Below are 13,799 nucleotides of genomic sequence, written 5' to 3' on the forward strand. Positions count from 1 at the left end.
CCACTGCAACTCTACAAGATCGCGAACGAAAGGGTTACCTGTCCGATCACAGCCGTTGGTAGCGCAATCACACGACCGTGTTCCTTAGACTGCACCGCGTGGAGGTACCGACGCAGCTTCCGTCACACCCTCTACAGAAGCGGCGATTCAACACATCCGTACCGACAGCCCACTTGTTGTGTTCCTCGACCGATGGCGTACCCACGACACGCCCATTCTCACGCGCATAAAACGTCGGCTCTCCCGCTTTCCCTCGGGCTACGGCCTCGTCGATAGAAGCGCCAAACGCGCTACGCAGATTTGCAACGAACGCCGCCATCTCAGGCATGGGATGTGATTTGCGTTGCGCTGTTCCACTCATGAAGAATCTCCGATACGCAATAAAAGGGCCAAAACGTAACACCAAAACGTCGTTATAGAATACTGTACATCCATACAGTTATTTCTGTCTATGAGCCGCCCTATCCCAATTACCGATGATGCTGACGGCTCATACCTTATTGAAGTGCTGGCCAAGGTGCCTGCGGGCTTTCCGAGCCCCGCACAGGACCACACGCAAAAGCGTATCGACCTGAATGACGTACTGGTCCTGAATCCAATCGCGACTTTCCTATTTCAAGTTGAAGGCGATTCGATGGTCGATGCTCGGATCTTCGATGGTGACCGTCTGATCGTTGATCGATCGGTCGAAGCAGCCCATGGACGTATCGTTCTTGCATGCATTGACGACGAGTTCACGGTGAAGCGCTTGTACAAACGGGCGGGGATCGTGCGCTTGCACGCTGCGAACCCGGCGTATGCACCGATTACGTTTGTCGAAGGTCAAGAGATGACGGTCTGGGGCGTAGTCACGTGGAATCTGCGGCAGTTGCTTCATCCTCGGAAGCAACGATGACAACGTTCGCTTTGATTGACGGCAATAATTTCTATGTCTCCTGCGAGCGGTGCTTCAACCTATCGCTCATCGGAAAACCGGTCGTTGTGCTTAGCAACAACGACGGGTGCGCAGTCGCTAGGTCTCAAGAAGCCAAAGCGCTCAAAATAACGATGGGACAACCTTGGTTCCAACTTCGTGAACTGGAGCGGACCCACGGCTTGATTGGATTGAGCTCGAACTACGCACTCTACGCAGACTTGAGCGATCGAATGATGTCGGTGATCGGCCAGTATTCACCGGTGCAAGAGATCTACTCGATCGATGAATGTTTTCTCGACCTTGGCGGATTTCGCTTTGACTTGACCGCTTACGCGCTTCAAATTCGTGCTCAGGTGTTGCAATGGGTGGGTATCCCAACCTGCATCGGGATTGGCCCCACGAAAACGCTGGCAAAAATGGCGAACCACCTAGCCAAGAAAAACGTCGGCCGCGCCTGGAACGGAGTGTGTGATATCGGTACGCTGAACGCTGAGGAGCGCGATAGCATCTTTGCTCTTGTTGATGTCGATGAGGTCTGGGGCGTGGGACGTAAGATCGGTGCGCGCCTGAAGGAAATGGGCATCGAATCAGTCTTGCAGTTTAAACAAGTGAGCCCTTCTTTCATCCGAAAGCAATTCTCGGTCGTTCTCGAACGAACGTTGCTCGAACTAAACGGCATCGCGTGTTATGGATTCGAAGATGCTAGCCAGCCCCAAAAACAGGTCCTGTGTTCGCGTAGCTTTGGCCACGTCGTTTATACGTTCGACGAGCTTAGCCAGGCAGTGACGCAATTTGTCGCGACAGCCGCGCAACGGTTGCGTCGCCAAGAATTAAAGGCCAACCAGGTACAGGTGTTTATTCGCACGAGCCCGTTCAAAAAAGACGACCCGCAATACAGCCGCGCGATCAATGTTCCGCTTGTGTCACCGACGTCCGACACACTTACGCTCGTAGACTCTGCCCTTCTCGGACTGCGCCAGATATACCGCGAAGGATTCCGGTACGCGAAGGCAGGCGTGCTGCTTCATGAGCTACAGGCGACGTCGGTCGAGCAAGGGCAGCTCTTTGGGCGGGACGCGACACGTCAGGCCAAGCTAATGGTCGCGCTCGATGCGATCAACGACAAGTATGGCCGAGGCACCATGAAGATTGGCGCGATTGAGCAGCGCCGGACGTGGCACATGAATCAAGACCGGCGCAGTCCCTGTTATACGACCGACTGGGCCGCGCTTCCGAAAGTGCGATGACGATCTTAAATCCGCCGTCCTCACGCGGCTATAAAAGCGTGGGTATTCATCTGCCGCATTTAACTATTAGCACAAGTGTCCGATGGCCCGCGTTGCGAGAGCCGCGATCGGTACAGCCATGCCGGCTCCTACCAACTTAACGGCAATCCATCGATCAGACCGACTGTTAGCAGTTCCCTGAGAAACCGCTTTGCGTTTGTGGAACAGTGTCATGGAAGCCTCACTTAGTTTGCTGTAGCCAAGCGACTTCCATGCCCGCATATGAAAAGTCGGGCGGCTAAGTTTTTTGTCTGTTTCGATCCGCCCCGCAATGATGTGTCCGCTATGAATGCCAGGCTTCGGAACGGCGCTTGCTGATCCCCTGAACCAACTATCGGAGTTACAAATTATGGCAGGCGACAATTCTTATAAGCCCGGCGATATCGTGAAAGTTTCCGGCATTTACTCGGTGGTCCACGAGGACGGGAAGGGAACGTTTGAAGTAACGTGTGTAGAAGGCGAGCACTTTCCGCCCACTCGAAGCGGCAAAGGCGCACACTTTGAGCTGAAATATGGCGCAACACATTCGCGCAGACATGGCGACTTGAAGGGTAGCGAAGGTAAGTGACCCCGATCGCAGTGGGTCTCTGCTGCAGCCATTGTTAACAATCGTTTCTGTTGCTTGCGGAGCCCACCGATGAACATGGATCTCGCTCACCTTAAAGACGAATTTACGGCAACCCTCAAAGATCGGCCGCTCGGCACGACTGCCGATATCACCCAACATACCGTAATCTTTTGGGATAGCCAAGAGGTAGTAGGCGCGCATTTGATCGCCGATCATCCCGGGTTCGAGGGCCGCTTCGAACTTGATGATCACTTCCTCGGAGATGCCCACGAGCATCTGACGCATTGGTTCGAAAATCCTGAATTTTCGTTACGCCCGGATCTCGTCGCCTGGTTAGACTCCGGAATGAGCAAAACCACGGAGCGCTAGTCCATGGCCGGGCGATGGAATAATGCAAACAAGAAACCGCCCAGACGCGCCGCGAAGGAACCGCCAGGCGTAACTCCTTTACTGATCGAGCCGCAGCTGGCCACGCTCGTCAATCGCCCGCCTACTGACGGGGACTGGTCATACGAAATCAAGTTCGATGGATACCGCATGCTTGCGCGCGTCGAAACTGGTTCCGTACAGCTTTTTACCCGCAATGGGCATGATTGGTCCGATCGCATGCCAAAACTTTGTGCGGCGCTTAAGACCCTTCCCGTCGACAACTTGTGGCTTGATGGCGAAGCAGTTGTGCTCGACGCGGCAGGCATGCCCAATTTCAATGCGCTTCAGAATGCATTCGACCGTCGTAGCACTGCAGAAATCGTGTTGTTCTTTTTCGACCTACTGTACCTGAACGGAACAGACTTCAGAGGACAGCCGCTCAAAACACGGCGTGAGCTCTTGGCCAAGTTACTTGGCGAAGTCCATACCGATGCATTGAGATACTCGGAGGACTTCGCGCAAGACCCCGAATCGCTCGTGGCGTCGGCGTGCAAGATGAAGCTCGAGGGAATCATCGGAAAGCGGGCGGACGCACCCTATCGCTCTGGACGCTCAACCGATTGGGTGAAGCTCAAGTGCCTGCTCAGACAAGAGTTTGTCGTTGCTGGATTCACACGCCTGCGGGGCGCGAAAACCGGTATCCGTGCATTGTTGCTCGGCGTGTACGAGCCGGACGGATCGTTCCGATTTGCTGGTACGGCACAGCAGAATTTGCGCCCTTCGCAGATCGCCGCGCTTGAAAAAAAGGCAAAGGGCTTGGTGCGCGAAAAAAGCGCCTGTTACAACCCGCCTGCGCCCGAAAAAGACCGTGATCACGTATGGCTGGAGCCCCGGCTGGTTGCAGAATTATCGTTTCTCGAGTGGACACCAAACGGCGAAGTTCGGCACCCGGTGTTTCATGGAATGCGCGAGGATAAGCCTGCTGCCGCTGTGACCGAGGAGCCGGTAGTCGACGTTGAGAACGGAGAGCCGGTCGAGGAGCAAACTGGCTCGACGCGTGTTCAGCCGGGCCGCCGCGGCAACGTCACGCTATCTGGCCAGAAAATCTCCAACGCCGATCGCGTGATCGACCCGGTGACCGGCATGAAGAAGATCGACCTGGTCCGGTATTACGATGAGATTGCCGAGTGGGCGTTGCCCTATCTGCAAGACAGGCCAGTCTCGCTCGTACGCGCGCCGGACGGCATCGAAGGCGAACTATTCTTCCAAAAACACGAGGAACGGATGCGCATCCCGGGGATCACTAAGCTGCCCGTCGCCCTGCACCCGAATCATCCGTCTTTGCTGGCCGTTGACGTGCCCGAAGCGCTCATCGGATTGGCGCAAATGAATGTCATCGAGCTTCACAGTTGGAATGCCGTGCAACCGGACCTGGAACATCCTGACCGATTCGTACTCGATTTGGATCCCGATCCAAGCTTGTCATGGAAAATGATGACGGAGGCCGCCCAGTTGGTCAAAGTGCTGCTCGATGAGGTTGGACTGAAGTCATTTATCAAGACCAGCGGTGGCAAGGGTTATCACATCGTCATTCCACTTACGCGGCGCCAAGGGTGGGATGAAGTGAAAACTTTTTCGCAAGGGATCTCCCGACACATGGCCAAGGTAATGCCCGACCGATTTTCTGCTGTGCTGGGTCCGAAGAACCGTGTTGGGAAAATCTTCATCGACTACCTGCGTAATAGTAAAGGCGCGAGTACGGTTTCTGCCTTCTCCGCGCGCGCACGTTCCGGCATGGGCGTCTCGATGCCGATCGCCTGGGAGGAACTGCCAGAAATCAAGGCCGCCGACCAGTGGACTATTCACAGCGCGATCAAACGCCAGCGAACCTTGGGCGCCGACCCGTGGCAAGGATATGCCCGCTGTCGGCAGGGATTGACCGTCGCCATGAAAAGAGCGATCGACCTTAAATAGCAATGCACAACGGAGAAACGATGGACGATGGAATCGAGAGACGCGCCCTGCTGCTCCATTTAGGCGACGTACTGGAAGCATCTGCGTGCGTGATGAAATGCGCAAACGGTTTCAACACCGTGGGCGAGGCATTCGGGCAAGAAGAATCCCTGATGAGCTTTTTGATCCTGCGTATGGTCGATGCGGAAATCACCCCGTACGAGTTCGCGAAACGAGCCGCGAGCGCATTTTTCCTCTGGCCGAAGCTGCTGCTTGATGAATCGATCAACCGGCCGCTGCTCGCGAACCTGGTGCAGCACGATCTCTTTCACGGAAACCAAAGCGGCTGGGAAAGCTACGTCTCTGAGCTCCGACAGCAAGTGCCATGGTTTGCCGACGGTTTGGATCAGGTACCTGAGGAGCCGTCCGGGCAAAGCGTTGCGGTATCTCCGCTCACTGCGCATTGATCATGTTGGCCGTTGACCGAGATGTCACGATCCGCTTGAGGTGATAGGGAGCGTGCCGAAAATGAAGATCGCTACGTTCAACATCAACGGAGTTCGTTCGCGCCTTCCGTCGTTGCTGACTTGGTTGGCCGAGGCGTCGCCCGACATCGTCTGCCTGCAAGAATTGAAGGCTGTCGATTCCGCGTTTCCGATCAAGGCGATCAACGACGCCGGCTACGGCGCAATATGGCACGGGCAAAGCGCTTGGAATGGCGTTGCAATCTTGAGCAAGGGTTCAGATCCCATCGAAAGCCGCCGAGGCCTGCCTGGGCATCGCGCTGACAAGCAAAGCCGTTATATCGAGGCTGCGGTGTCAGGCGTTCTTGTCGGGTGCCTTTATCTGCCAAACGGCAATCCTCGCCCCGGCCCCAAGTTCGACTATAAGCTCGCGTGGTTCGAACGGCTGATCGAATACGCGCAGTATCTGATGGATAGCGGTCACCCCGTTGTACTCGCCGGCGACTACAACGTTGTTCCCACAGACGAGGATATTTATAACCCTCGCTCGTGGCGTGAGAATGCTTTGCTACAACCCGAGAGCCGGCAATGCTTTCAGCGCCTCGTGGATCAAGGATGGACCGACGCGCTGCGCAGCGTGCACGGGGATGAGCGAGTTTATACGTACTGGGATTATGTCCGCCGGCACCGCGGGACCAATTTCGGTTTAAGGATCGATCATCTCTTGCTTAGTCCGGCGCTCGCGCCGCGCCTTGCCGACGCATCCGTCGACGTTTGGGTTCGCGACCTTCCGAACGCCAGCGACCACGGTCCGACCTGGATCGAAATCATGTCGCATGAGGCGGCTCGGAAAACGGAAATCCCAAAATAAAGTCGTCGTTCACGGGATGCGGAGCATCTGTCGAGGAGCCTGAGCAATCCATGCCGACGGCATTCCCTCCCACTGGGACGACGTGAAAACGCCATGATGATCGCCGCTCCGCTGCCTTGACTTCGCGTGACCATGAGTAGCTTGGGTTGTGCGTCTGACATTTGGGTCTTACGCATTACCGAAAGGCGAATCATGATCTATCAAGGAAACTTCATCGACCTGATCTACCCTAAGATCGACCGCACTCCTGCTGTCGCTCGCTACCGGATCGCAAGTTTCGACGACGGGACCGACATGCGCGCGGTCATTCATCTTGCTCGTTTCACCAACCCAGCTTTGTCCCCTCAGGAAATCGATGTAGCAATCGACGCTGCCCTTAACCGGATCATCGACGTTCATTTCATCGGTGTTCGCATCGATCACGTGCATCTGGTCATTGAGGCAAATGACGGCGTATTCGAATATCCGATCGACTTCGATGCGAACGAATTTCATCAGCGTGGCAACCGGTCTGCGCTTCAGGGTTCCGGTAAGAATCAGGCCGTCAGCATTGATGCTAAAGACGTCGTCGGCAGTTCGGTCCGCTTCTTCGCGCTGCCCACAAAACGTCACGCCTTGAGCGCGGCCGTCGAGAACGCTTTGCGTTAATCGTCCTCGGCGCGAGCCTACCGGCGCGACGTCTATCAAGCCGGCCATCCAGCGGCGATTTGCCTCGCCGCTCTACAACGAAGGACAATTCTCAATGAAGCAATGCGTTGTTACGGTCGAACTCATGACTGCAGAGCGGGGCCTTGTGCGCGTATTCGAAAAAACCCTTCTGCATTCCATCGCGAAGGAAAAAATTGAAGCGGCCGCACTAGACTCGCGCGCGATCGAAAATATTTGTGGTGTCTGCGAATGGGACCTTGCGATTATCGTCTGGAATAACCTGCAGGGAGAAGATCGATATTTAGCTGTATATTTTCCGGCTGGACCCGCTTATAGAGCGATGGCACAGTATTTTCAGATTGATGCGGGAGTGCTGAGACGCGCAACAACGCCTCAAGAAGTTAGCCGGCTGTGCGAGGAGCAGGACCGCTATTATGCGAAAGCGCTGCAGGCGCTAGGCTTGCAGCCCCAAAACGACGACATTTAATGATCTGTGAACTTTTTGTACAAGATGGCCAGCGTTGAAGCTTCGCCTCAAGTAACCGCGACGGGTTTTCGGGCCCGTGCTCGGCTCAAGCGCCTTGAGCCAGACGAGAACGTCGAGCAAGAAAAGTATGCGTCGGATTTAGGAACCTTCTCGACCTGTGACGAGGCGGTGGAATGTGCTCGGCGGTGGGCTACCGCCTACTATGATCAATATTAGGTTTGATCGCTCTCGCCTGCTAAGACACGCTCGACATCCCTAACAAATTCGAGCGCGGCGGTCTCCCATTCAAGTGAGCCGAGGAGTAGATCTCGAGGCAGGCTTTTCCCCTGTGCGGAGCGGATTGAAATGACTGTTTGAGCAAGAGCGCTCGCTTTTGCGCTTAGGTCGGCATCACCAAACAACGGCAACTCACTGTCCATTCCATCCCCGCCTCTTGGCCGCCACCGCAAACTATTCACACGGAATCCCGTGTTGTGAATTGCTGTTAATGAGTCAGGGACAGCAATGACTCCGCAGGCTCAGCCTTACGATGACCGTCTTCGCGAGACAATGACGACAGCATGGACTGGTCATCGAACCGGAAAGCACAAAGCAAATGTGGCGCGGCTGCAAGCTTCACGACCTGCGCCATCGACAGATCAATAAGGATGTCGGCCACCTGACCAGAGAGTCCGAGCCGAGCCTCGCCAACTGCGCGGTCGGAACGGAGCATTTTCTGCGCAAGCAGAACGTATGAAAGATTAATTTCCCGGATCGAATCGGCGGAATCATTTGCGAAAGTCATAGCCTTATCCATCAAACCAAATCAAACCAAACCTAATCGAAGCGACCGGCAAATGATACCGGAATCAAGTTACAACTAGTAACACGATGCCATTTTCAGTTTCTTCTGATTGTTTCGCAACGGGCCTGACAACTATATTTCGATCCTGACCAGCAGTTCGGTATCCCTTACTTATTCCCGTAACCCCAATAGCCATTTTGATTTCATGACGTCATAACGTCATAGCATCGAAGTGTCAAAGTGTCACGACTTTGTGACATTGTTCGATCCTTGGCAACGAAAGAGACCGAGGGAAACCTCTCGGCCGTCACAAGACGTGGAAGTTGAAACTCTCATGTGATACTACATACAGTGTTTTTAGGATTGTTCCAATGCCCGCACGTCTTCCTCCTTTTGAACCGGTCGGGCTTGGAGAGATGCGGGCGCTGTGGCGGCGACACCGCGGCGAAAAAGACATCGAGCGGCTTCTCCTCGAGATTCAGTATGGCCGCCGCGTGATCCATGACATCGAGGATTATTTCGAAAGTATCCAGCGCGTTTGGAGCACCGAAAAGCTAGGTAAGCTCGTCGCCCTAGAAAAGGTGCGATTGCTGCTGGTCGGACAAAGGCTGCGTCAGGGCGCATTACAAGGATTAATGCCGGCGACCTCGCAACAATCAACGAAACGCGACGGCGATGATGATCACACCGATCCAGAACTTGTCGACGCTTAAGGCTAACCGAGAAAGGAGAAGTCTGAGTCCACAACCGCCTTAAGACGTGAGCACGAAATTCCCTTTAAGCCTTTCGACGGTCTCGCCTAGCGCCTTTACGTTGCCACATCGTCGACGGCATCAACTACCACCTGATGCTTTGATCCCATCCCAGCCTTAGCGAAGCAAAATGAGCGAACAAAAAGCCACTTGCAAGCTTTACGTAACTCGAATACCGACTGTTTGTTTGAATAGCGCGTCGGCTTCATTCTTGGTGATGCGCTTAGCAGCACGATGGCTCGATGTGCAGCGCGATCTCGATAGGGATGGTTGGCAGCAATTGCGGATCGATCCTTCCTCATTGGCAGCTCTTGATGCGGAGGCACCGCCGGATGCGGCTGACTTCGCTGAATATGCAGTGAAGATCGCTGGTTACCGCGATACTTATTTTGACGAACAAGAGTGGATCGAAATTCGCGACTTTGTTCGAGGAGCGGCTGCGGCACGCCATGCTGTAGCGTGCTCATATTAGTAAGTTGGATTAACCGGCTTGTGCCCAACAAATGGGTTCAATGGTCCAATGCCGATGCCGCACTGACACTTTTCCCGTTGACCTGTGTGCGGTGCCGCTTTTATCGTCTTTTTTCTGGGGTACCGTTATTCGAGAAATCAACCTGCTCCCGTCAGATGACTTTCTTGGAATCGGATGTCAGCCGAATCTACCTTTCGCGAACTCAGGTTGAATAAGCAGCCGTCGCCGAACTCACACGGGCGACCAGGAGCTGCCGGTCAAGGTCGGAGTTCAGTGTGATCAGCCAAGCTACCGCTGTTTCTAGCTCAACGGCCGCTTCGCGGCGAGCGAAATGCCGAGGGCACAGCCTCAACCCGGCCACGAACAGTCGTTCCTTCGCCGTTGCTAGGTCGCTCGTGTGGACTGCTCCTTCTGAAAAACCAGCCATTCATTCCCCGGGCTGGAGGAAAATCGCCTCTTGGAGCTTTCTCGACTTGCTGATCCCATTGGGACATCGGTAAGAGGTTACGATGCCTCCGTTACAGGGAATTAAATTGAAGCCCCAGAGTTTTCCTGCCCATGCGAAACAGCACAGAGGAGATACGGATGCAATCGCGGACGTTCGTCTTGCCGAAAGCCGGTGTGGCGTTTGACCAAAACAGTGAATGGCCTGCCGATAAGTGCACGGCCCTTGACGTACAGAAGTCGGTGGTGATTGTAGGCGCGAACGGTAGCGGGAAGACCCGTTTAGGCACGTGGATCGATCTATATTCGCCGCAGAAGGAATCAACGCTTCGTGTATCTGCACAAAGATCGTTGACCATGCCCGATAGCTCGCAGCTTATTTCTCTCACGATTGCAGAGTCCGATTTAATCTACGGCTATGGCAAGGCGACGGAGGACCAAAATCCCGCAGGATACAAATCGGTCAACCGCTGGGGCAGCAGTGGGCCGGTTCACATGCTCAACGATTTCCCTAAATTGATGGTTTACCTGTTTTCCGAGCAGGCCGACGTGAGCGCGAAGTACCTAGCTGACTCACGGCTATCTAAAAAACGAATACCCCCGCCAGTTACGAAGCTTGAACAGATCAAAAATTTGTGGGAGACGCTTTTACCCCATCGCGAACTGGTGCTCGGCGGAGCAGAACTACATACCAAGGTAGCAAACTCTGACGGCACGCCCTACAAAGCTTCTCAGATGAGCGACGGCGAGCGCGTTCTATTTTATTTGGTTGGTCAATGTCTGGCAGCTCCAAAGAGCGGAATCATCATCGTAGACGAGCCGGAAGTTCATCTGCATAAATCGCTGCAATCGCCCTTATGGAATGCGATTGAAAACTTGCGGGCAGATTGTCTTTTCGTTTACATAACACATGACGTTGACTTTGCTGCTTCGCAGGTTGCGGCAACGAAGCTCTGGCTGAAAGGCTTCGACGGCGCATCTTGGGATTGGGCCACAATCGACGACGTTGACGACATGCCGGACGACCTGCTACTTGAAATCATGGGAAGTCGCAAACCGGTCGTGTTCGTCGAAGGCGACAACGGCAGCCACGACGTTGCTCTGTATCGTGCGCTTCTACCTGAGTGCCTTGTAATGCCACGAGGCAGTTGCAGTGCCGTTATCGCAGGCGTCCGTGCGCTTCGAGATAACAAGCAATTTCATCACCTCGACATAGTAGGCGTTATAGACCGTGACCGGCGAGGCGATGAAGAAATACAGGCACTTGGAAAGGACGGCATCCATGTGCTCGACGTGGCAGAAGTCGAAAATCTCTTTTGCACCCGTGAAGTCTTAGCGCTCTGCTCAACGCGCTTGGCAAGAGATGCACAGATTGATTTCGATAAGATCGCCAAACTCGCCTTCGAACGTCTGAACGCGGAGCTCGAGACGCAGGTTTCGATGCGCGTTGCCGCCGAGATCAAATATCGTTTGAATCTTTTCGACGTTAAGGCGAAGGGTCCGGGTGCCCTCGACGACGCGGTCAAGCAGACGGTAGCGGACATTGATGTTTCCGTTCTATATTCCGAAACAGAGGGATTGTTTGTTTCGTTGATTTCTCAAAACGACTACAACGGACTACTTAAATATTACAATCGAAAATCGTTGGCCTCGCAAATCGGAGCCACGATTGGCCTTGCAAATAAGGAGCTTCCGGCGCTCGTGCTGCGAATGGCGACCGGTGATGGCGTGCACGCGATTCGGGAAGCCGTGCGACCGTACTTCGGCGATTTTAAACACAAGATACCTGTGAAGCCGACTGAAGACGCTGCGGGCGCGGAGCCTGCGAGCACTATCGTCTGACAGGTCCCCCGCTGCTCGGCAGACGCTACTAGTGTAGTGCGTTACAAATAATGCAACTTAATCGCGATTTACGAGTCTCCTTGATACGGAGGGAGAACTCATGCGAATCGCGGCGAAAGTTGAGCTAAGTGAAGCACAGCGCAAACAGTTGAAGACGTGGGCTACTGGCCGGACGATTCCGGTTCGACTGGCTGAGCGCGCCAAGATGATTTTGCTCGCAGCGCAGGGCAAGACAGACAAAGAGATCGGTGCGGACCTGGCTATCTGGCGAGGCACAGTAGCACGCTGGCGCGCTCGCTTTATAGCTGACGGTGTGACGGGAATCGAGCGGGATGAGACGCGACCCGGGCGCAAGCCGCAGATCTCCGCGCGCAAGGTCAAGACCGTTGTGGCACTGACGACGCAGCAACGTCCGGATAACGCGACGCATTGGAGCACACGCAGCATGGCAGCGGTGGCCGGCATAAGCGAGGCGAGCGTGCGACGCATCTGGCAGGCGCATGGCCTCAAGCCGCATCGGTTAGAGAGCTTCAAGGTATCGAACGACAAGCACTTTGCCGAGAAACTCGAGGACATCGTCGGGCTGTATCTCGATCCCCCGGAGCACGCCTTGGTCCTGTGCTGCGATGAGAAGTCCCAGATCCAGGCGCTTGATCGGACCCAGCCGGGCTTGCCGCTCAAGCGAGGTCGCGCTCAAACGATGACGCACGATTACAAGCGCCATGGTGTGACGACGCTGTTTGCCGCGATGAACACGCTCGATGGCAGTGTCATTGGCCAGTGCCAGACTAAACATCGTCACCAGGAGTGGCTGAGCTTCTTGCGCAAGATCGATCGCAACACGCCCAAGGACCGCGAGTTGCATTTGATCGCTGACAACTATGCAACCCATAAGCACCCAGAAGTACAGGCATGGATTGCCAAGCACCCGCGATTCCACATGCATTTCACGCCCACCAGTGCTTCTTGGCTCAACATGGTCGAACGCTTCTTTCGTGACTTATCAGTGAACCAGTTGCGACGTGCGGCGTTCCATTCGGTACCCGAATTGGTCAGCACCATCGAACAGTACGTGCAGAAGCACAATCGTCATCCGAAACCATTCATCTGGACAGCAAAAGCCTCCGACATCCTCGCGAAAGTCACACGTGCCAGGGCCAAACTTAATAAGATGCAATCCGTTTGACGCACACCACTAGCGTGCGTCCTCGCGGGCTGAAGGTAGAGACGACACGCGCAGTCGGACGTCTCATACTAACTCGTGAGCGGCCGCACGACTCGTGGATGAGCCATTGGCTGCTCAGGGTCGGAAGTACGCATTGACGCCTGGCCGCTACAGAGAAGCGAAACCCACTGACCGGTTTTTGACGTTGGTTTTGATGCACGAACTGATGCCGCGCGATCTACTCCGGCCATTTGCCTTTCACAAGTTCGGACATTCGAACGTCGGCCGATGCCAACCAGTACGAGATAATCGCTCTGCTAAGTATTATGGTAACTGCCTAAACTATGACTGGAGCAAAAATCAATGCAGCTTCTCGATCATGTTTCGATCGGCGTTCCCGACCTTGAGGCAGCACGTCCGTTCTACGATTCGATCATGACGGCACTGGGGGCAACTAAGGTCTACGACCGCTCCAACGCCCTCGGTTATGGAGAGCGCTGCACAGCGGTTGACACGGAATCGACGTGCCTAGCTGTCCACCAAGATTCAAGCAGGGTCGATGTGAACAAGCGCCATTGGTGCTTCAAGGCAGTGTCTCGCGAACAAGTGGACGCATTCTTTTCGGCTGGCCTCGCTGCTGGGGGGCGTTCGGATGGTGAACCAGGGCTTCGGCCTCACTACCATAGCAACTACTACGCAGCGTTCCTTTTCGATCCGGCTGGTAATCGTGTGGAGGTTGTATGTCACACCGTCCAAGGCTGACAACAGCGGGGTTATT

At 54.7% G+C, this 13,799-nt stretch carries 17 protein-coding genes; 14 read left to right on the forward strand and 3 right to left on the reverse strand.

The features are described from left to right. Nucleotides 1-67: 67 nt before the first annotated feature. Nucleotides 68-361 carry a hypothetical protein gene (locus tag ACRWA7_RS34035; protein ID WP_438396930.1) on the reverse strand — a complete coding sequence of 98 codons (294 nt, stop codon included), beginning with the start codon at nucleotides 359-361 and terminating at the stop codon, nucleotides 68-70. Nucleotides 362-451: 90 nt separating this feature from the next. Here ACRWA7_RS34035 and ACRWA7_RS34040 point away from each other — a divergent pair, with 90 nt between their 5' ends. The 9 genes from ACRWA7_RS34040 (at nucleotide 452) to ACRWA7_RS34080 (ending at nucleotide 7,562) form a co-directional block, all read left to right on the forward strand. After that, entirely contained in the window at nucleotides 452-895 is a 444-nt protein-coding gene (locus ACRWA7_RS34040; protein ID WP_438396931.1) for a LexA family protein, read from the forward strand. Further along, nucleotides 892-2,163: a Y-family DNA polymerase gene (locus ACRWA7_RS34045; RefSeq protein WP_438396932.1), complete on the forward strand. Its 1,272-nt coding sequence runs from the start codon at nucleotides 892-894 to the stop codon at nucleotides 2,161-2,163. Before ACRWA7_RS34040 ends, ACRWA7_RS34045 begins: the two co-directional genes overlap by 4 nt. Nucleotides 2,164-2,551: 388 nt before the next feature. Beyond that, nucleotides 2,552-2,770 carry a hypothetical protein gene (locus tag ACRWA7_RS34050; RefSeq protein ID WP_438396934.1) on the forward strand — a complete coding sequence of 73 codons (219 nt, stop codon included), beginning with the start codon at nucleotides 2,552-2,554 and terminating at the stop codon, nucleotides 2,768-2,770. A gap of 69 nt (nucleotides 2,771-2,839) precedes the next feature. Beyond that, nucleotides 2,840-3,139, forward strand: coding sequence for a hypothetical protein (locus ACRWA7_RS34055; protein ID WP_438396936.1), 300 nt, complete (start codon nucleotides 2,840-2,842; stop codon nucleotides 3,137-3,139). A 3-nt stretch (nucleotides 3,140-3,142) separates the two neighbouring features. Further along, entirely contained in the window at nucleotides 3,143-5,113 is a 1,971-nt protein-coding gene (gene ligD, locus ACRWA7_RS34060; protein ID WP_438396937.1) for a DNA ligase D, read from the forward strand. A 20-nt stretch (nucleotides 5,114-5,133) separates the two neighbouring features. After that, entirely contained in the window at nucleotides 5,134-5,559 is a 426-nt protein-coding gene (locus ACRWA7_RS34065; RefSeq protein ID WP_438396939.1) for a hypothetical protein, read from the forward strand. A 52-nt stretch (nucleotides 5,560-5,611) separates the two neighbouring features. Beyond that, the gene (locus tag ACRWA7_RS34070) at nucleotides 5,612-6,427 is read left to right on the forward strand and encodes an exodeoxyribonuclease III (protein WP_438396940.1); all 816 of its coding nucleotides are present in this window, start codon (nucleotides 5,612-5,614) and stop codon (nucleotides 6,425-6,427) included. A gap of 192 nt (nucleotides 6,428-6,619) precedes the next feature. Then, complete coding sequence (locus tag ACRWA7_RS34075) at nucleotides 6,620-7,075, forward strand: hypothetical protein (RefSeq protein WP_438396941.1); 456 nt, start codon at nucleotides 6,620-6,622, stop codon at nucleotides 7,073-7,075. A gap of 94 nt (nucleotides 7,076-7,169) precedes the next feature. Continuing rightward, the gene (locus tag ACRWA7_RS34080; protein WP_438396942.1) at nucleotides 7,170-7,562 is read left to right on the forward strand and encodes a hypothetical protein; all 393 of its coding nucleotides are present in this window, start codon (nucleotides 7,170-7,172) and stop codon (nucleotides 7,560-7,562) included. A gap of 212 nt (nucleotides 7,563-7,774) precedes the next feature. Here the strand turns inward: ACRWA7_RS34080 and ACRWA7_RS34085 are convergent, their stop codons facing one another. Both ACRWA7_RS34085 and flhD read right to left on the reverse strand, forming a co-directional pair. Then, nucleotides 7,775-7,981: a hypothetical protein gene (locus ACRWA7_RS34085; protein ID WP_438396944.1), complete on the reverse strand. Its 207-nt coding sequence runs from the start codon at nucleotides 7,979-7,981 to the stop codon at nucleotides 7,775-7,777. A gap of 65 nt (nucleotides 7,982-8,046) precedes the next feature. Beyond that, on the reverse strand, nucleotides 8,047-8,346 hold the full coding sequence (gene flhD, locus ACRWA7_RS34090; protein ID WP_438397170.1) for a flagellar transcriptional regulator FlhD: 300 nt from the start codon (nucleotides 8,344-8,346) through the stop codon (nucleotides 8,047-8,049). Between the two features lie 371 nt (nucleotides 8,347-8,717). On the opposite strand from flhD, the gene ACRWA7_RS34095 reads away from it, so the two are divergent. From ACRWA7_RS34095 to ACRWA7_RS34115, 5 genes are all read left to right on the forward strand, one after another. Next, the gene (locus ACRWA7_RS34095; RefSeq protein ID WP_438396945.1) at nucleotides 8,718-9,059 is read left to right on the forward strand and encodes a hypothetical protein; all 342 of its coding nucleotides are present in this window, start codon (nucleotides 8,718-8,720) and stop codon (nucleotides 9,057-9,059) included. Nucleotides 9,060-9,228: 169 nt separating this feature from the next. Beyond that, nucleotides 9,229-9,570: a hypothetical protein gene (locus tag ACRWA7_RS34100; protein ID WP_438396947.1), complete on the forward strand. Its 342-nt coding sequence runs from the start codon at nucleotides 9,229-9,231 to the stop codon at nucleotides 9,568-9,570. Nucleotides 9,571-10,155: 585 nt separating this feature from the next. Then, nucleotides 10,156-11,856 (forward strand): DUF4435 domain-containing protein, encoded by a 1,701-nt coding sequence (locus ACRWA7_RS34105; RefSeq protein ID WP_438396948.1) that lies wholly within the window; start codon nucleotides 10,156-10,158, stop codon nucleotides 11,854-11,856. 100 nt (nucleotides 11,857-11,956) lie between these two features. Then, the gene (locus ACRWA7_RS34110; protein WP_438396950.1) at nucleotides 11,957-13,042 is read left to right on the forward strand and encodes an IS630-like element ISBmu8 family transposase; all 1,086 of its coding nucleotides are present in this window, start codon (nucleotides 11,957-11,959) and stop codon (nucleotides 13,040-13,042) included. Between the two features lie 342 nt (nucleotides 13,043-13,384). Next, a complete protein-coding gene (locus tag ACRWA7_RS34115) occupies nucleotides 13,385-13,783 on the forward strand; it encodes a VOC family protein (RefSeq protein ID WP_438396951.1) in 399 nt (132 codons plus the stop codon). Nucleotides 13,784-13,799 lie beyond the last annotated feature (16 nt).

Source organism: Caballeronia sp. DA-9 (assembly GCF_051615025.1).
In the GTDB taxonomy this organism is placed as follows: Bacteria; Pseudomonadota; Gammaproteobacteria; order Burkholderiales; family Burkholderiaceae; genus Caballeronia; species Caballeronia sordidicola.

Bases quoted from the DNA above. Each gene is read 5' to 3' on its own strand.
- ACRWA7_RS34035 (WP_438396930.1), bottom strand. From the start codon at position 361: ATGAGTGGAACAGCGCAACGCAAATCACATCCCATGCCTGAGATGGCG.
- ACRWA7_RS34040 (WP_438396931.1), top strand. From the start codon at position 452: ATGAGCCGCCCTATCCCAATTACCGATGATGCTGACGGCTCATACCTT.
- ACRWA7_RS34045 (WP_438396932.1), top strand. From the start codon at position 892: ATGACAACGTTCGCTTTGATTGACGGCAATAATTTCTATGTCTCCTGC.
- ACRWA7_RS34050 (WP_438396934.1), top strand. From the start codon at position 2,552: ATGGCAGGCGACAATTCTTATAAGCCCGGCGATATCGTGAAAGTTTCC.
- ACRWA7_RS34055 (WP_438396936.1), top strand. From the start codon at position 2,840: ATGAACATGGATCTCGCTCACCTTAAAGACGAATTTACGGCAACCCTC.
- ligD (WP_438396937.1), top strand. From the start codon at position 3,143: ATGGCCGGGCGATGGAATAATGCAAACAAGAAACCGCCCAGACGCGCC.
- ACRWA7_RS34065 (WP_438396939.1), top strand. From the start codon at position 5,134: ATGGACGATGGAATCGAGAGACGCGCCCTGCTGCTCCATTTAGGCGAC.
- ACRWA7_RS34075 (WP_438396941.1), top strand. From the start codon at position 6,620: ATGATCTATCAAGGAAACTTCATCGACCTGATCTACCCTAAGATCGAC.
- ACRWA7_RS34080 (WP_438396942.1), top strand. From the start codon at position 7,170: ATGAAGCAATGCGTTGTTACGGTCGAACTCATGACTGCAGAGCGGGGC.
- ACRWA7_RS34085 (WP_438396944.1), bottom strand. From the start codon at position 7,981: ATGGACAGTGAGTTGCCGTTGTTTGGTGATGCCGACCTAAGCGCAAAA.
- flhD (WP_438397170.1), bottom strand. From the start codon at position 8,346: ATGACTTTCGCAAATGATTCCGCCGATTCGATCCGGGAAATTAATCTT.
- ACRWA7_RS34095 (WP_438396945.1), top strand. From the start codon at position 8,718: ATGCCCGCACGTCTTCCTCCTTTTGAACCGGTCGGGCTTGGAGAGATG.
- ACRWA7_RS34100 (WP_438396947.1), top strand. From the start codon at position 9,229: ATGAGCGAACAAAAAGCCACTTGCAAGCTTTACGTAACTCGAATACCG.
- ACRWA7_RS34105 (WP_438396948.1), top strand. From the start codon at position 10,156: ATGCAATCGCGGACGTTCGTCTTGCCGAAAGCCGGTGTGGCGTTTGAC.
- ACRWA7_RS34110 (WP_438396950.1), top strand. From the start codon at position 11,957: ATGCGAATCGCGGCGAAAGTTGAGCTAAGTGAAGCACAGCGCAAACAG.
- ACRWA7_RS34115 (WP_438396951.1), top strand. From the start codon at position 13,385: ATGCAGCTTCTCGATCATGTTTCGATCGGCGTTCCCGACCTTGAGGCA.